Origin of the sequence: Faecalicatena contorta, from assembly GCF_021531995.1 — a bacterium.
GTDB lineage: Bacteria > Bacillota > Clostridia > Lachnospirales > Lachnospiraceae > Dorea_A > Dorea_A contorta_A.
In genome coordinates, this window is record NZ_JAFBIZ010000031.1 from 1 (window position 1) to 15,696 (window position 15,696).

Sequence of the window (15,696 nt, forward strand, 5' to 3'; positions counted from 1 at the left end):
ACAAGATAGACTGTGCATAAGAACGTATGTGTAATGGTATGAAGGAGAATAACAGATGACAGAATTAGAGGAACTGAGAGTAAAATTAAGTGACGTAGATGATCAGATCGTGAAACTCTATGAAGAGAGAATGAATATCTGTGAAGAGATTGGAATGAATAAGATCAGAAATGGATACAAGATCTTTGACCGACAGCGGGAGCGCAATAAGATTACAGAAGTAATGAATAAGGTCACCTCTGAGTTTAACAAAAAAGGAATCGGTGAAGTCTATAAACAGTTTCTGGCGATCAGCCGAAAGCTTCAGTATCAGCAGCTTGTGGATGCCGGGGCACTTGGACGGCTTCCATTTATTGAAATTGATTCTCTGGATAAGGAGAACGCAAGAATTGTATTTCAGGGAACGGAAGGTGCATACAGTCAGGCTGCCATGGAGCATTATTTTGGAAAAGGATGCAATAATTATCATGTACATACGTTTCGTGAGGCGATGGAAGCAATTGAAGAGGGAGCTGCTGACTACGCGGTACTTCCGATCGAGAATTCCACGGCAGGAGCGGTTAATGAGATTTATGATCTTCTGGTAGAATTTGAAAACTATATCGTGGGAGAGACTATTATTCCGATTAAAAATACGTTGTCCGGGCTTCCGGGAACCAACATATCTGAGATTGAAAGAGTATACTCCAAGGCAGAGGCTCTGATGCAGGCTTCCAGATTTCTGGATCAGCATGCGGACTGGCAGCAGATCAGTGTGGCGAATACGGCCCTCGCAGCAAAGAAGATTCTGGAAGATCAGGATAAAAGGCATGCAGCAGTGTGCAGTGCATATGCGGCATCTGTCTATGGATTATCGGTACTGGCCGAGGACATTAATGATGAAAAGAATAATTCTACAAGATTTATCGTGATCACTAATCAGAAGGTGTTTTTAAAAGGTGCTAGGAAGATCAGTATCTGTTTTGAAATTCCCCATGAAAAATGTTCTCTGTATCATCTTCTGTCTCATTTTGTGTATAACGATTTGAATATGACGAAGATTGAATCAAGACCTATGGAGGGAAAGAGTTGGGAATATCGCTTCTTCATTGATTTTGATGGTAATCTGACAGAGCCGGGAGTGAAGAATGCGATCCGGGGACTTCGGGAAGAAAGCCGGAATCTGAGAATTCTTGGAAATTATTAAAGGGAAGAGTGGTAGAAGATGAGAACCAATGAGTTAATATTATACAAGCACATGGAAAATGGTCAGATCCTTCAGGATATGACATTTCTGATGGAAAATTACCAGAATGACTATTACAATATAGAGGATATGAAGGGGCTTCTGTTCGAGTCGGTGAACGAGATACTTGAACTGGCGGTCAGTCATGGATTTGAAGGAGATCTGTGGCATAATTATCTGACATATCTGATGGCAAGCCATGAAAATGCATACAGTACTTCCTGTGAAATCGTAGGAGCAGTAGAAGGAAGCATTAATCAGGTTGCACTTCATGATTTTGCAATCTTTAAAGAACTCTTTGACTATGATTTTCATGATCTGGAAGAAGTCATGGGGGTAGATTGTTTGTCAATGATTCGTGACTATCAGGGAACGAGCGGACATGGGAAGGTATTCAACCAGAGAGTACGCGACAGAATCTGCGGGTTAAGCAGAAGTCTTGCAAAAGCGGAAACGCCGGAAGAATTCAAGAGTATTATGACACAGTTTTATAAAGAATTCGGTGTTGGTAAGTTCGGACTTCATAAAGCATTTCGCATAGAGCATGTTGAAGATGGTGCAGAGATCATACCGATTACCAAGATAGCGCATGTGCATCTGGATGATCTGGTCGGATATGAGATTGCAAAGAATAAACTGATTGAGAATACCGAGGCATTTGTAGAAGGAAGAAAGGCCAATAACTGTCTGCTGTTTGGCGATGCCGGAACGGGAAAATCGTCTTCCATCAAAGCGATTCTGAATCAGTATTATGATCAGGGACTCCGTATGATAGAAGTGTACAAGCATCAGTTCCAGGATCTGAATGATGTGATTGCACAGGTTAAAAACAGAAATTATAAGTTCATTATCTATATGGATGATCTGTCTTTTGAAGAGTTTGAGATTGAGTATAAATATCTGAAGGCTGTGATTGAAGGAGGACTGGAGAGAAAACCGGATAACGTGTTGATCTATGCAACTTCCAATAGAAGACATCTGATCAGAGAAACATTTAAGGATAAAGAAGATCGGGATGAGGAACTTCATACCAATGATACGGTACAGGAAAAGCTGTCTCTGGTTGCACGTTTTGGCGTGACGATTTATTTTGGAAAGCCGGACAAGAAGGAATTTCAGGAAATTGTACGTCAGCTTGCAAGGAGAAGCTCGATCGATATGCCGGAAGACCAGCTCTTGCTGGAGGCGAACAAGTGGGAACTCAGCCATGGAGGATTATCCGGAAGAACTGCGCAGCAGTTCATTGATTATCTGGCGGGAACAAAAGAAAACCGTTGAAAAATTGGTAGTTTATCATGAAAAAAGATCTGACACAGGGAAATATAACAAAGACAATGCTGGTGTTTGCAGGCCCAATGATTGTTGGGAACCTGCTCCAGCAATGTTACAATATCGTAGATATGCTGATTGTAGGTAAGGTTCTGGGAGCAGGGGCATTGGCAGCGGTTGGAGCAGCATATACGCTGATGACTTTTCTTACTTCTATGCTGATTGGAATGTGTATGGGAAGCGGAACTGTTTTTTCGTTTTATTTCGGACAGGAAAACCATCGGAAACTGAGAGAGGGAATAACCTCTTCTTTTCTTTTTATTGGAGTGATCACGGTAGCAATGAATGTCCTTGTATTTGTATTGATCGATATCATTTTGCGTCTTTTGAAGATTCCGGTGGATATTCAGCAGATGACCAGAGAATATGTGTGGGTAATCTTCCTGGGAATTTTTTTTATTTTTTTGTACAATTTTTTCGCTTTTTTATTAAGAGCAGTAGGAAATTCTGTGATTCCACTGCTGTTTCTTGGAATTTCTTCCGTTCTCAATATTTTTCTTGATATTCTGTTTGTGTTGGTGTTTGAATTGGGGATTGCGGGAGCTGCGTGGGCGACGGTGGTTTCACAGATCGTATCTGGTGTGGGGATTGCACTGTATACATGGGTCAAAGAACCGTCACTTCGACTATCAATGGGACTGCAGACGATCAGAAAGAGCAGAGATTCGCTTGGAGAGATTATGCATTTTTCAATTGCCGCAAGTGTTCAGCAATCGGTTATGAATTTTGGGATTCTTATGATCCAGGGGCTGGTGAACAGTTTTGGCACAGCGGTAATGGCAGCATTTGCTGCAGCAGTTAAGATTGACTCATTTGCATATATGCCGGCACAGGAATTTGCCAATGCATTTTGCATTTTCATCTCACAGAACCGCGGTGCTGGAAAGCAGCAGCGTGTGGATAAGGGAGTACGATCGGCAATCATTACTTCTGTGCTTTTTTGCGTTGGTGTATCGGTTGCGGTTGTGTTACTGGCGAGGTATCTGATGTTAATATTTGTTCAGCCTTCTGAAGTGGAGATTATTCGCATTGGTGTTGAATATCTCAGGATCGAAGGATCATTTTATCTTGGAATTGGAATTCTTATGTTGTGGTATGGATATTATCGTGCAATCGGTAAACCAGAGATGTCGGTAGTGCTTACGGTGATATCGCTTGGAACCAGAGTTCTGCTTGCATATATCCTGGCTCCGATCAAGCTCATTGGTGTATATGGAATCTGGTGGGCAATTCCGATCGGATGGTTCCTTGCAGATGTGACCGGATATCTGTATCTCAGGTGGAACCAAAAGAAATAAAAGAGCATACAAATAGAACACAATATGCAATTGTTACAAGAACGCTTCGATGTGGATTCGATTATCCTGGCTTATCTTGTAACAATTGCATAATATTATTCATCAAGCATTCGGATGCCGGCAATATCAGAATCAATCATAAGAGAATAGTTGGTATAGTATACAACAAATCCAGGTTTTGCACCGTTCGGTTTTTTCACATGTTTTTTTTCTACATAATCAATCTCGACTTTATCACTACCCCGGTTTTTGGAATAATATGCAGCAAGTCGTCCCGCTTCTTCAAATGTACGGTCCGGAAGTTCATTGCCGTTGGTTCTTACAATGACATGGGAGCCGGGCGCACCTTTTGCATGGAACCACCAGTCTCCTCCGTTGGCAAAGTTAAAAGTCAGCTCATCGTTCTGCAGGTTATTTTTTCCGACATACATGTGATATCCGTCACTGGAGATAAAATGCATAGGTTTACTGGTAATCTTTACTTTTTTGCGGGTATATTTTCTTCGGATATAGCCGCTCTGCATCAATTCTTCCTTAATCTGAGTGAGATCCGCTTCGTTTATGGCAATGTCGAGGGAATTGCTGATGGATTCCAGATACTGTATGTCATCGGCTGTTTCACGGATCAGTTCGCTCAATGCCTCATACGTACGTTTTTGTTTGTTATATCTGGCAAAGTATTTTTGCGAATTTTCCTGTGGGGTCATCGTCGGGTCAAGTGGAATGACGATGTCTTGATTGGTATAATAATTGAATGCTTTTAGTTCTTTTGAACCAGGCTCAAGATTGTAGCCATAAGCATTGATCAGTTCTCCGTATACACGATATTTTTCACGTCCTTCGGTATCTCTTAGCTGGCGTGTCTGAAGGTCGAATTTTTTTCGATTACGTTCCAGTGCTGTTGAGACAACATGCCTGAGATCCGCACTTTTTTGATGAATTCTCGTCAGTGTGTTTCGGGTAGAATAGTAGATGTGAAGCACTTCAGAGATGGAATCATAGGTCTGACTGGTCAGATTCTGAAAGTGTGACAGAGGCAGTGCGCTGAATTCTTTCGGGGCATTGTGGTCAAAGTAAATGACAGGCCGGAACTGGCTGGTACGGATTGCTTCCATATAATATTGAAACTGACGATACAGATGAATCATGATATCTTCGGAGAGAGCTTTTGCTGTAACAGAGGAATCTATTCCGGCAAGACCGCAGATCTCTTCCGCGACAACCGGGCTGATGCCTGTAAAACTTGTGTAGATTGCTTTGGCAAGGGGCATTGGTTTCTCTGAGAGTGTTCTGATAAAGATATCGGTGTCTGAAGTCAGGGGATCCAGCTTTTCCTGCGTATCCGGAATAAAATATTCCCGTCCGGGAAGAACTTCGCGTACAGAACTCATCTGGGCAGAGACATGCTTGATGCTGTCGATGATTCGATCCTGATCATCACAGAATATAATGTTACTGTGCTTTCCCATGATCTCAACGATCAGTTTTTTTCGACAGAGATCTCCCAGTTCATCCAGATGCTCGATATCCAGCCGGATGATTCGTTCCAGTTTCGGCTGCGAGACAGCGATGATCCGTCCATTTCCGATGTGCTTTCTGAGCAGCATACAGAAATTTGGTGCTGTCATGGGACTTGGTTTGTTGTCCTCGGTTAGATATATAAGAGGAAGAGATGCACTTGCAGAGATGTAGAGTCTTCGTAATCCTTCTGGTGTCTTGACAGAGAGGAGAAGTTCATCAGTCTCAGGCTGTGCGATCTTGGCAATTCTGCCGCCGGTAAGACAGGAACGAAGTTCCTGAACGAGAGCGGCAACTGTAATTCCGTCAAATGCCATAATAGATATTCCTTTCGTAATAATATATTAGTGTGGTTAAAACCTGTGCTATTACAGTCTGAACATGTACCAACTGTAACTTTCTAATTAGTATATCATAGTTGACGAGATATTCCAAATGACTTATAATAATACTGGTTTTTACCGTACAATTTTTTGTATTATTATTATTTAAGAAGAGGTTCTAACATGATTAAAAGTATGACAGGTTTTGGACACTGTGAAATAACAGAAGGAAACCGTAAGTTTTCGGTTGAGATGAAAAGTGTGAATCATCGTTATCTGGATGCCAATATCCGTATGCCGAAGAAACTGAATTTTTTCGAAAATGCGATTCGTAATCTGTTGAAGCAGAGCGTTCACCGTGGGAAAGTAGATATATTTATTACATATGAGGACATGTCAGAAAGTCAGGTGTCGTTAAAATATAATGAGACACTTGCTGCAGAATATTTGTCTTATCTGAAAAAGATGGGGGAATCATTCTCTCTGGAAAATGATATTCGGGTTTCTACATTATCCCGTTATCCGGAAGTTCTTACAATGGAAGAACAGCCGGTTGATGAAGAAGAACTATGGAATGGACTGAAGAAAGCACTGGATGGTGCTATCAGCCAGTTTGTGGAGACTCGTACACTGGAAGGCGAACACCTGAAGGAAGATCTGATCAGTAAGCTGGATGGTATGCTGAATCTTGTGGGTGAGATAGAAGAACGTTCACCGAAGATTCTGGCAGAGTATCGTGTGAAGCTTGAAGAGAAGGTGAAAGAACTTCTGGAAGATACACAGATGGATGAGGGACGGATCGCTGCCGAAGTTGTTATATTTGCGGATAAGATCTGTACAGATGAAGAAGTGGTGAGACTCAGAAGCCATGTGAATCACATGAAAGAAACACTTCTGTCAGATGAGAATGGAATCGGACGTAAGCTGGACTTTATCGCACAGGAGATGAATCGTGAGGCAAATACGATTCTTTCCAAGGCGAATGATCTTGAAGTCTCCAATATCGGAATTGAGCTTAAGACCGAGATTGAAAAAGTCAGAGAGCAGATTCAGAATATTGAATAGATTCAGAGGAATGATAACAGAATGAGAGGGTAAGTTCATGGAAGAAAAAGGAATACTGATCGTAGTATCTGGTTTTTCTGGTTCCGGAAAAGGAACGATCATGAAAGAACTGTTGCAAAAGTATAAGAATTATGCATTGTCTATTTCTGCAACAACGAGAAATCCCCGTGTTGGAGAAGAAAACGGACGGGAATACTTTTTCAAAACAGTAGAAGAATTTGAAAAAATGATTGCGAAAGATGAATTGATAGAGTATGCTAAGTACGTGGATAATTACTACGGAACACCGCGTGAGTACGTGGAAGAGCAGATGAAAGCGGGCAAAGATGTAATCCTGGAGATTGAAATACAGGGTGCACTTAAGGTCAGGGAAAAGTTTCCGGAAGCATTGCTTTTGTTTGTAACGCCGCCGAGTGCACAGGAGCTGAAGAAGCGTCTGGTGAACCGGGGCACGGAGACTATGGATGTGATCGAATTCCGTATGAACCGTGCAAAAGAAGAAGCTCTTGGAATGGATCAGTATGATTATCTGATTATCAACGATGACCTTCAGGAATGTGTAGAAGAAGTGCATCGGATTATTCAGGGAGAGCACAGAAGAAGTTTTCGTAATTACGCATTTATAGAGCAGATGAAACAAGAATTGAAAGGAGAATAGTGTATGTTACACCCATCTTACACAGATTTAATGCGCGTAGTAAACAAGGACGTAGAAGAAGGTGAGACAAAAGTCGTAAACAGCCGTTATTCTATTGTTATGGCTACTGCAAAAAGAGCAAGAGAGATCATTGACGGATCCATGCCTCTGGTAGATGCCAAAGGAGGAGAAAAACCGTTGTCCGTTGCAATCGATGAACTGAATCAGGGAAAGATTAAAGTAATCGGTGAAGAAGAGGAATAATCCGTAAAAGGATAGATAACAGGCAGATGCCGTAAGGTATCTGCCTGTCTTCACAATGTGACCGGCGAAAAGGAGGAAATGATGAATATATTATTTATATCACTTGGATGTGATAAAAATCTGGTAGATTCGGAAGTCATGCTGGGACTTCTGGATGCAAAGGGGTATCAGATCGTAGATGATGAGACAATGGCAGATGTGATCGTGGTCAATACCTGCTGTTTCATTCATGATGCAAAAGAAGAAAGCATTCAGACGATTCTGGATATGGCCCGGTACAAGGCGGAAGGGCGACTGAAAGCGCTGATCGTTACAGGATGTCTTGCACAGAGATATCAGGAAGAGATTCAAAAAGAGATACCGGAAGTAGATGCAGTTCTTGGCACCACATCTTATGATAAGATTGTCGGTGCGGTGGAAAGTGCACTTGAAGGAAACGGATATATGGAGCTTGCAGATGTCAATGCACTTCCGCTTACGGACAGTCACAGAATGGTGACAACAGGCGGGCATTATGCGTACCTGAAGATTGCTGAAGGGTGTGATAAGCATTGCACATACTGTATTATTCCAAAGATCCGCGGCAATTACCGAAGTGTTCCAATGGAGCGTCTGGTAAAAGAAGCAGAAGAACTTGCAGAGCAAGGGGTGAAAGAATTGATCCTGGTTGCGCAGGAGACAACTCTGTATGGAAAGGATCTGTACGGTGAAAAAAGCCTGCATGTACTTCTCAGAAGACTCTGTGAGGTGAAAGGAATCCGCTGGATCCGAATCCTTTATTGTTACCCGGAAGAGATTGATGCAAATCTGATTCAGGTTATGAAAGAAGAACCGAAGATCTGCCATTATCTGGATCTTCCGATACAGCATGCCAATGATGAGATCCTGAAAAGAATGGGAAGAAGAACGTCCAAAAAGCAATTGATTGAGATTGTCGAAAGGCTGCGTCAGGAAATCCCGGATATTACACTTCGTACTACGCTGATTACAGGATTTCCGGGAGAGACGAAAGAACAGCATGAGGAAGTCATGGAATTTGTAGATGATCTGGAGTTTGACCGTCTGGGAGTATTTACTTATTCTCCGGAGGAAGATACGCCGGCAGCATCCATGCCGGATCAGATACCGGAGGATATAAAAGAGGAACGCCAGGCAGAGATCATGGAATTGCAGCAGGATATTGTATTTGAACAGGCGGAAGATATGATTGGACGGGAAGTACTGGTTATGATTGAAGGAAAAGTGGCCGATGAAAATGCATATGTGGGGCGTACTTACAAAGATGCTCCGAATGTAGATGGTCTTATTTTCATAAATACAGATGAGGAACTAATGACCGGAGATTTTGCGAAAGTAAAAGTAACCGGAGCATTGGAATATGATTTGATAGGAGAGTTGATGTAATGAATTTACCAAACAAATTAACTGTTTTAAGAGTGATTATGGTACCGTTTTTTGTGTTTTTCATGCTGACTGATGTGGGAGGAGCTGCCAATAAATGGATTGCGCTGATTATCTTCTGTGTGGCAAGTCTTACGGATATGCTGGATGGCAAGATCGCCAGAGCTAGAAATCTGGTAACGAACTTTGGAAAATTCATGGATCCTCTGGCAGACAAGCTTCTGGTATGCTCTGCTATGATCTGTATGATCCCACTGGGAAAGCTGGAAGCGTGGTTTGTGATCGTCATTATTGCCAGAGAATTTATCATCAGCGGATTCCGTCTGGTGGCATCTGATAATGGAATTGTGATTGCGGCAAGCTACTGGGGCAAGTTTAAAACAGTTTCCCAGATGGCTATGATCATTGTGCTGATTGCAGATCTCGGGGGTGCTTTTGACCTGTTCGGAACGATACTGATCTGGGTTTCTCTGGTTCTGACGGTTGTGTCTTTGATCGATTATGTAGCCAAGAATGTTCAGGTATTGACTCAGGGAGGCATGTAATCCATGATAGTAGAACTGATTTCAGTCGGTACGGAAATATTACTTGGGAATATTGTAAATACCAATGCGGCATACCTGTCTGAAAAATGTGCGATGCTGGGTTTATCCTGCTATCATCAGAGTGTGGTAGGAGACAATGAAGATCGTCTGCAGGCCGCACTGCAGACTGCGCTGTCCCGATCAGACATCGTAATCCTCAGCGGAGGTCTCGGACCTACGAAAGATGATATTACTAAGGAGGTTGCTGCAAAGGTTTTCAGAAAACCGCTCTATGAAGATGTGCATACGAAAGAACGGATTCAGGAATATTTTCTGAGAAATCATCGCAGACAGATTACGGAGAATAACTGGAAGCAGGCACTGGTTCCGGAAGGTGCGATCGTGATTGACAATCACAATGGTACTGCACCCGGTCTGATTCTTGAAGACCATGGGAAAATAGTAATTCTTCTGCCGGGTCCTCCGAATGAGATAAAGCCGATGTTTGAGAGGGATATTGTACCTTATCTGACCCGTATGCAGCCGGAGGGAATCTACTCCAGGATGGTCAAGATCTGTTCCATCGGAGAAAGCAGTGCAGAGACGATGGTATCAGATCTGATGGACGCGCAGACGAATCCGACGCTCGCACCATATGCCAAGACGGGAGAAGTACATTTTCGCGTGACAGCCAGAGCGGCAGATGAAAAGGCGGCCGAGAAGCTGATGCAACCAATGCTGGAAGAATTGTCCCGAAGGTTCGGAGATAAGATCTATACAATGTGTGAGGATGTTTCTCTGGAAGATGTCGTGGTTCATATGTTGGCTGATCAGAAGATGACAGTGACAACGGCCGAATCCTGTACCGGAGGTCTGCTTGCAGGCAGACTTCTCAATGTATCCGGTGCATCTGATGTATATAAAGAAGGATATGTGACGTATGCAAATGAATCAAAGGAACATCTTCTTGGTGTAAGACATGAGACGCTTGAAACTTACGGAGCTGTCAGTGAACAGACGGCGGCTGAGATGGCAAAAGGAGCGGCACGCGCGGCAGGGGCGGATGCAGCTCTTGGTGTGACGGGAATTGCCGGTCCCGGGGGAGGAACACCGGAAAAACCGGTGGGTCTTGTCTATATCGGATGCTATGTAAAAGGACATGTGAGAGTGGAAGAATGTCATTTTACCGGGAACCGAAGTAAAAACAGGGAATCTGCAGTTGCAAGAGCACTGACACTTTTAAGAGAGGAACTGTTAAAATAATATTGTCTACAGGGAAAAAGACTGTAATATTCGGCAGGTTTTAGATAACAAAAAATATTGACGAATGGTGGAATATATGAGAAAATAATAGCCGGGTATGGTGTTAAAGTTATAACAAGCCTTACAGTAGTAAATACGCATATAGTTGAAAGGAGTTTTAAAATGATTTATTCAAAGGAAGTAGAAATGATGTGTCCGGTAGCTCAGGGTGCAAATCACGGACCGGCTCCGATTCCGGAAGAAGCAAAATGGGTGCAGGCTAAAGAAGTAAAGGATATTTCCGGCTTTACACATGGTATTGGCTGGTGTGCTCCTCAGCAGGGTGCCTGCAAGCTGACTTTGAACGTAAAGGATGGTATTATTCAGGAAGCACTGGTTGAGACAATCGGATGTTCAGGAATGACACATTCTGCAGCTATGGCTTCTGAGATTCTTCCAGGAAAAACTATTTTAGAGGCATTGAATACAGACCTTGTATGTGATGCAATTAATACAGCTATGAGAGAGTTGTTCTTACAGATCGTATACGGAAGAACTCAGAGTGCATTCTCAGAAGACGGACTTGCAGTTGGTGCAGGACTGGAAGATCTTGGAAAGGGACTTCGCTCTCAGGTAGGTACTATGTACGGAACACTTGCAAAAGGACCTCGTTATCTTGAGATGGCAGAAGGTTATGTAACAGGTATTGCTTTGGACGCAAACGATGAGATCATCGGATACCAGTTCGTAAGCCTTGGAAAATTCACTGATTTCATCAAAGCAGGTGACACACCAAACGATGCTTGGGAAAAAGCAAAAGGACAGTATGGACGTGTTGCAGACGCAGTGAAGATTATTGATCCACGTAAAGAGTAGTAGACCGACAGGATACATATAGGTAAGGAAATCAGGAGGATAAGTAAATGGCTTTATTTGAATCATATGAAAGAAGAATTGATAAAATCAATGAAGTATTAGCAAGCTATGGCATCGCTTCTATCGAGGAGGCTGAGAAGATCACAAAGGATGCCGGACTTGATGTATACAACCAGATCAAGGGCATCCAGCCAATCTGTTTTGAAAATGCATGCTGGGCTTATACAGTAGGTGCAGCAATTGCAATCAAGAAGGGATGCAAGACAGCAGCTGACGCAGCAGCAGCAATCGGAGAAGGTCTTCAGGCTTTCTGTATTCCGGGATCTGTAGCTGATCAGCGTAAAGTAGGTCTTGGACATGGTAACTTAGGAAAGATGCTTCTGGAAGAAGATACAGACTGCTTCGCATTCCTGGCTGGTCACGAATCATTCGCAGCAGCTGAAGGTGCAATCGGTATTGCAGAGAAGGCAAACAAGGTACGTAAGAAACCTCTTCGTGTTATTCTGAATGGTCTTGGAAAAGACGCTGCAAAGATCATTTCCAGAATTAATGGATTTACATATGTTCAGACAGAATATGACTATTATACAGGCGAATTAAAAGAAGTTCAGAGAATTGCATACTCTGACGGACTTCGTTCCAAAGTAAACTGCTACGGAGCAAATGACGTACGTGAAGGTGTTGCTATCATGCATAAAGAGGGCGTAGATGTATCTATTACAGGTAACTCTACAAACCCGACACGTTTCCAGCATCCGGTTGCAGGTACTTATAAGAAAGAATGTATCGAACAGGGTAAGAAGTACTTCTCAGTAGCATCAGGCGGTGGTACAGGACGTACACTTCATCCGGATAACATGGCTGCAGGACCGGCTTCTTACGGTATGACAGATACATTGGGACGTATGCACTCTGATGCACAGTTTGCCGGATCTTCTTCTGTACCGGCTCACGTAGAGATGATGGGTCTGATCGGTGCAGGAAACAACCCGATGGTTGGTATGACTGTTGCAGTAGCAGTTTCTGTAGAGGAAGCAGCTAAGGCTGGCAAGTTCTAAAAAATTGACAACATTTATTTGTTAGTACAATAAAAGTGGGGAAGAGCAATCTCAACCCCACTTCTTTTATTGCCATATTGGAACTCAAGAATTATTTTTGACTAGTTGCATTTCAGAACATTCTTATAAAAGCTGTCCATTTCTTTCTTGGTATCAAACAATGCGACATACATCTGATTGCCCATTGCTCCGGAGAGTACATCCGGAATACGGTCTACCATTTTCAAGTTGTCATGGTATTTTTCAAGAATTTCTTCATGGCTGAGAACAAAATCCTTGCCGTCGCGGCGTCCGGCGTATGCGCAGTAACCATGTCTTCCTTCTGGAAGTGTAGAACGGTCAAATGCAATCATATCAGCCCAGATCTTATATACATTGGTACTGTTGGCGTAATTCATCATATCAGGCGAAAAACCGCCGCAAGGACGCATATTTACCTCAAGAGCCACAACGTCTCCTTTTTTGCCCATCCCCTCATGGTCGCTGAGCAGGCGGAAAAATTCAAAGTGAACAAAGCGGCTCTTTACACCGAAGCTCTTTACTGTTGCACGTCCGGCTGCCTGTACATCCTTAGAAAGATTTTTTACAATGTGGTAGATGGAATTATCGGAGTTATTTACAATATCCATGATAGAGTCCGGAGTTACATTACCAGTCTCAAACATTGGTTCTCCATGAGAATCAATAATGGCGTCATAGGAGTTCACTTCTGCATTGATAAATTCCTCCATAATATACAGAGTATCCCCATCTTTTTCTCCAAAGAACTGAATCAGATCTTCATCGCTGGATAACTTGAATGTGTGGGATGCACCAACGCCGTTATCTGGTTTTACGATAACAGGGTATCCTACAGTTTTTATGAATTTCTTACAGTTTTCAACGTCATCCACCAGATGATAACGGGCCACCGGAATGCCGGCTTTGGTATAATATTCTTTCATTTTTGACTTGTATTTGATACGGGTCATATCTTCGGTATGGAAGCCGGTGTTAATGTTGAAGTCTGTGCGAAGCATGGCGTCGCGTTCCAGCCAATATTCATTGTTGGATTCCAGCCAGTCGATGCGGCCGTATTTGTAAGTGAAAAATGCAACAGCACGATATACCTCATCATAGTTCTCAAGGCTGCCTACTTTATAATATTCATTCAGGCTGTATTTCAGCTCCGGAGACAGTTCATCGTAAGGCTGATCGCCGATACCAAGAACATTCAGTCCGTTGTTTTTCAGTTCTGCACAGAACTGCCAGTAGTTTGTCGGGAAATTCGGAGAAATAAAAATAAAATTCTTCATCATTCGTACTCACTCTCTTTCTTGTGTGTAAAATAACTATAACATTGATTACAAAAGAAAAACACTCTAATCCAATAAATATGGGACAAAATAAGTAACTTGCTTATACCACCAGTCCCAGTCGTGGCAGCAATCCCATCCCCAATAATCGACCCAGGTCTGAATCCCTTTACTTTTCAGGATGGAATCCAGATATCTGGTAGAATCAGGTATTTCCCAGGCGCCTTGTCCGACACAGATGACAGACTTCTGCGCATTGTACATCGGGATGTATGGATGATCCAGGGGCAGATTCGGAAGATAGTGAACCGGTGAATTTTGGTACACCAGATCGTCCATATAAGATCCGAATCCATATTCGGATGTATAGATTCCGCTGAGCGCCAGCAGACGGTCAAAAAGATCCGGGCGGCGATAATACAGATTGGCAGCATGTGTTGCCCCAAGGCTGCAGCCAAATACCAGTATGCCAGGTTCGCCGGTCCATCCGTTATACTCGTTAACCATTGCGCGTATGAAAGGAACCATCTCATCAGTAATGTAGCGGATCCATTGTTCATACCGGCAGATGCGCCAGCGGGGATCTCCGTCTTTGTTTGACCAGGTTTCCTGATCGATCGTATCAATGGAAAATACCATAACTTCACCGGATTCAATCCATGGTTCCCAGGTGTCTGTCATATGGAAGTTTTCAAAATCGAAGAAACGTCCATCCTGACAGGGAATAAAGAGAACCGGACGACCGGCATGGCCATATACTTTGCATTCCATGTCTTTGTTCAGAGAAGAGCTGTATTGCTTAAAATATTGTACATTCATATTATATCTCCTATCGTTCGTATAACAAGGTGTTCATGAAAAATGGAATCTGTTTTTCCCAGCTGGCTTCACAATGTTCGCCATCCGGAACGATCCGGCAGTTCAGCATCACATGTCGCTTCAGAAGAAGAGATGCTGTTTTTTGAAACTGATTTAACATGCCGGGATGGTTTTTCAGTTCTCTTGAGCCATAGTCCATATAGACGACCGTTCCGGGGCGGAGTCTGGAGCGCTCGATCAGGCGAGTGATCTTAGGGAGATCCACCCAGAGAGAAGGCGATAAGCAGGCTGCGCCGGAAAAAAACTGGTTGTATTTCATGACTGCATACAGGCTCATCAGACCGCCCATGGAACTTCCGGCGATAAATGTGTGTTTTCGATCCGGAAGAGTCGGATAGTTTTGATCAATCTCTTTTTTGAACGTATGGACCATCCAGTCCATGGTAATTTTTCCTTTACCGGTAATGTTTCCAAAACGGGAATCATGAAAACTGTAAGGTGAGTATTCCTTGAGTCGTCCGTTGTCGGGACTGTGATTACATTCTACTGCGGCAATGATCAAAGGACTGGCCGTCGCATCCATATATTCTTTCATTCCCCAGCTTTTGCCGTAAGTGGCATCCGAATCAAAGAATACATTGTGTCCGTCGAACATATACAGAACCGGATAGCGCTGATCGGAATCTTCTTGATACGATTCCGGAAGATAGACATAGGCTTTTCGGGGTTCGTCGGCAGTAAGTTCAGGAATAGTAATGTCCCATGTATCAACCATATATATACCTCCATATCAGGGCGGGCTGTGCAAGACGGCCGTCCCTT

General features: G+C 43.0%; 15 protein-coding genes. 11 read left to right on the top strand and 4 right to left on the bottom strand.

Annotated elements, in window-relative coordinates; translation table 11 throughout:
• The first annotated feature begins 55 nt into the window (after nt 1-55).
• From pheA to JQM82_RS06050, 3 genes are read left to right on the top strand one after another with little or no spacing between them, the layout of a single operon-like run.
• Nucleotides 56-1,186: a prephenate dehydratase gene (gene pheA / locus JQM82_RS06040; protein WP_235249159.1), complete on the top strand. Its 1,131-nt coding sequence runs from the start codon at nt 56-58 to the stop codon at nt 1,184-1,186.
• Between the two features lie 18 nt (nt 1,187-1,204).
• The gene (locus JQM82_RS06045) at nt 1,205-2,503 is read left to right on the top strand and encodes an ATP-binding protein (protein WP_235249160.1); all 1,299 of its coding nucleotides are present in this window, start codon (nt 1,205-1,207) and stop codon (nt 2,501-2,503) included.
• A 17-nt stretch (nt 2,504-2,520) separates the two neighbouring features.
• Entirely contained in the window at nt 2,521-3,852 is a 1,332-nt protein-coding gene (locus JQM82_RS06050) for an MATE family efflux transporter (protein ID WP_235249162.1), read from the top strand.
• A 95-nt stretch (nt 3,853-3,947) separates the two neighbouring features.
• Here JQM82_RS06050 and JQM82_RS06055 read toward each other — a convergent pair whose 3' ends face one another.
• Nucleotides 3,948-5,687, bottom strand: coding sequence for an Rqc2 family fibronectin-binding protein (locus tag JQM82_RS06055; protein WP_235249163.1), 1,740 nt, complete (start codon nt 5,685-5,687; stop codon nt 3,948-3,950).
• A 189-nt stretch (nt 5,688-5,876) separates the two neighbouring features.
• On the opposite strand from JQM82_RS06055, the gene JQM82_RS06060 reads away from it, so the two are divergent.
• The 8 genes from JQM82_RS06060 to JQM82_RS06095 all read left to right on the top strand — a co-directional run bounded on the left by JQM82_RS06060 (nt 5,877) and on the right by JQM82_RS06095 (nt 12,760).
• The gene (locus JQM82_RS06060) at nt 5,877-6,758 is read left to right on the top strand and encodes a YicC/YloC family endoribonuclease (RefSeq protein WP_235249164.1); all 882 of its coding nucleotides are present in this window, start codon (nt 5,877-5,879) and stop codon (nt 6,756-6,758) included.
• 37 nt (nt 6,759-6,795) lie between these two features.
• Nucleotides 6,796-7,416: a guanylate kinase gene (gmk, locus tag JQM82_RS06065; RefSeq protein ID WP_235249165.1), complete on the top strand. Its 621-nt coding sequence runs from the start codon at nt 6,796-6,798 to the stop codon at nt 7,414-7,416.
• Nucleotides 7,417-7,419: 3 nt separating this feature from the next.
• Nucleotides 7,420-7,659 carry a DNA-directed RNA polymerase subunit omega gene (gene rpoZ / locus JQM82_RS06070; RefSeq protein ID WP_235249166.1) on the top strand — a complete coding sequence of 80 codons (240 nt, stop codon included), beginning with the start codon at nt 7,420-7,422 and terminating at the stop codon, nt 7,657-7,659.
• 81 nt (nt 7,660-7,740) lie between these two features.
• A complete protein-coding gene (gene rimO / locus JQM82_RS06075) occupies nt 7,741-9,063 on the top strand; it encodes a 30S ribosomal protein S12 methylthiotransferase RimO (RefSeq protein WP_235249167.1) in 1,323 nt (440 codons plus the stop codon).
• Entirely contained in the window at nt 9,063-9,605 is a 543-nt protein-coding gene (pgsA, locus tag JQM82_RS06080; protein ID WP_235249169.1) for a CDP-diacylglycerol--glycerol-3-phosphate 3-phosphatidyltransferase, read from the top strand. The genes rimO and pgsA overlap by 1 nt, the downstream gene beginning before the upstream one ends.
• Before the next feature lie 3 nt (nt 9,606-9,608).
• Nucleotides 9,609-10,847, top strand: coding sequence for a competence/damage-inducible protein A (locus JQM82_RS06085; protein WP_235249170.1), 1,239 nt, complete (start codon nt 9,609-9,611; stop codon nt 10,845-10,847).
• A 162-nt stretch (nt 10,848-11,009) separates the two neighbouring features.
• Entirely contained in the window at nt 11,010-11,702 is a 693-nt protein-coding gene (locus JQM82_RS06090) for an iron-sulfur cluster assembly scaffold protein (protein ID WP_235249171.1), read from the top strand.
• A 47-nt stretch (nt 11,703-11,749) separates the two neighbouring features.
• Nucleotides 11,750-12,760, top strand: a complete 1,011-nt coding sequence (locus JQM82_RS06095) for a GGGtGRT protein (protein ID WP_235249172.1) — start codon at nt 11,750-11,752, stop codon at nt 12,758-12,760.
• Nucleotides 12,761-12,861: 101 nt separating this feature from the next.
• On the opposite strand, the gene JQM82_RS06100 is transcribed toward JQM82_RS06095, so the two are convergent.
• The 3 genes from JQM82_RS06100 to JQM82_RS06110 all read right to left on the bottom strand — a co-directional run bounded on the left by JQM82_RS06100 (nt 12,862) and on the right by JQM82_RS06110 (nt 15,649).
• Entirely contained in the window at nt 12,862-14,058 is a 1,197-nt protein-coding gene (locus tag JQM82_RS06100; protein ID WP_235249173.1) for an ATP-grasp domain-containing protein, read from the bottom strand.
• 63 nt (nt 14,059-14,121) lie between these two features.
• The gene (locus JQM82_RS06105; RefSeq protein ID WP_235249174.1) at nt 14,122-14,874 is read right to left on the bottom strand and encodes an esterase family protein; all 753 of its coding nucleotides are present in this window, start codon (nt 14,872-14,874) and stop codon (nt 14,122-14,124) included.
• 10 nt (nt 14,875-14,884) lie between these two features.
• Nucleotides 14,885-15,649: an alpha/beta hydrolase gene (locus JQM82_RS06110; protein WP_235249175.1), complete on the bottom strand. Its 765-nt coding sequence runs from the start codon at nt 15,647-15,649 to the stop codon at nt 14,885-14,887.
• Between the last annotated feature and the right edge of the window lie 47 nt (nt 15,650-15,696).

What these genes read in the sequence shown, in the direction of transcription:
- JQM82_RS06100 (WP_235249173.1), bottom strand. Translation starts at nt 14,058, where the DNA reads ATGATGAAGAATTTTATTTTTATTTCTCCGAATTTCCCGACAAACTAC.
- JQM82_RS06045 (WP_235249160.1), top strand. Translation starts at nt 1,205, where the DNA reads ATGAGAACCAATGAGTTAATATTATACAAGCACATGGAAAATGGTCAG.
- JQM82_RS06090 (WP_235249171.1), top strand. Translation starts at nt 11,010, where the DNA reads ATGATTTATTCAAAGGAAGTAGAAATGATGTGTCCGGTAGCTCAGGGT.
- JQM82_RS06110 (WP_235249175.1), bottom strand. Translation starts at nt 15,649, where the DNA reads ATGGTTGATACATGGGACATTACTATTCCTGAACTTACTGCCGACGAA.
- pgsA (WP_235249169.1), top strand. Translation starts at nt 9,063, where the DNA reads ATGAATTTACCAAACAAATTAACTGTTTTAAGAGTGATTATGGTACCG.
- JQM82_RS06085 (WP_235249170.1), top strand. Translation starts at nt 9,609, where the DNA reads ATGATAGTAGAACTGATTTCAGTCGGTACGGAAATATTACTTGGGAAT.
- rpoZ (WP_235249166.1), top strand. Translation starts at nt 7,420, where the DNA reads ATGTTACACCCATCTTACACAGATTTAATGCGCGTAGTAAACAAGGAC.
- JQM82_RS06095 (WP_235249172.1), top strand. Translation starts at nt 11,750, where the DNA reads ATGGCTTTATTTGAATCATATGAAAGAAGAATTGATAAAATCAATGAA.
- JQM82_RS06060 (WP_235249164.1), top strand. Translation starts at nt 5,877, where the DNA reads ATGATTAAAAGTATGACAGGTTTTGGACACTGTGAAATAACAGAAGGA.
- gmk (WP_235249165.1), top strand. Translation starts at nt 6,796, where the DNA reads ATGGAAGAAAAAGGAATACTGATCGTAGTATCTGGTTTTTCTGGTTCC.
- rimO (WP_235249167.1), top strand. Translation starts at nt 7,741, where the DNA reads ATGAATATATTATTTATATCACTTGGATGTGATAAAAATCTGGTAGAT.
- JQM82_RS06105 (WP_235249174.1), bottom strand. Translation starts at nt 14,874, where the DNA reads ATGAATGTACAATATTTTAAGCAATACAGCTCTTCTCTGAACAAAGAC.
- pheA (WP_235249159.1), top strand. Translation starts at nt 56, where the DNA reads ATGACAGAATTAGAGGAACTGAGAGTAAAATTAAGTGACGTAGATGAT.
- JQM82_RS06055 (WP_235249163.1), bottom strand. Translation starts at nt 5,687, where the DNA reads ATGGCATTTGACGGAATTACAGTTGCCGCTCTCGTTCAGGAACTTCGT.
- JQM82_RS06050 (WP_235249162.1), top strand. Translation starts at nt 2,521, where the DNA reads ATGAAAAAAGATCTGACACAGGGAAATATAACAAAGACAATGCTGGTG.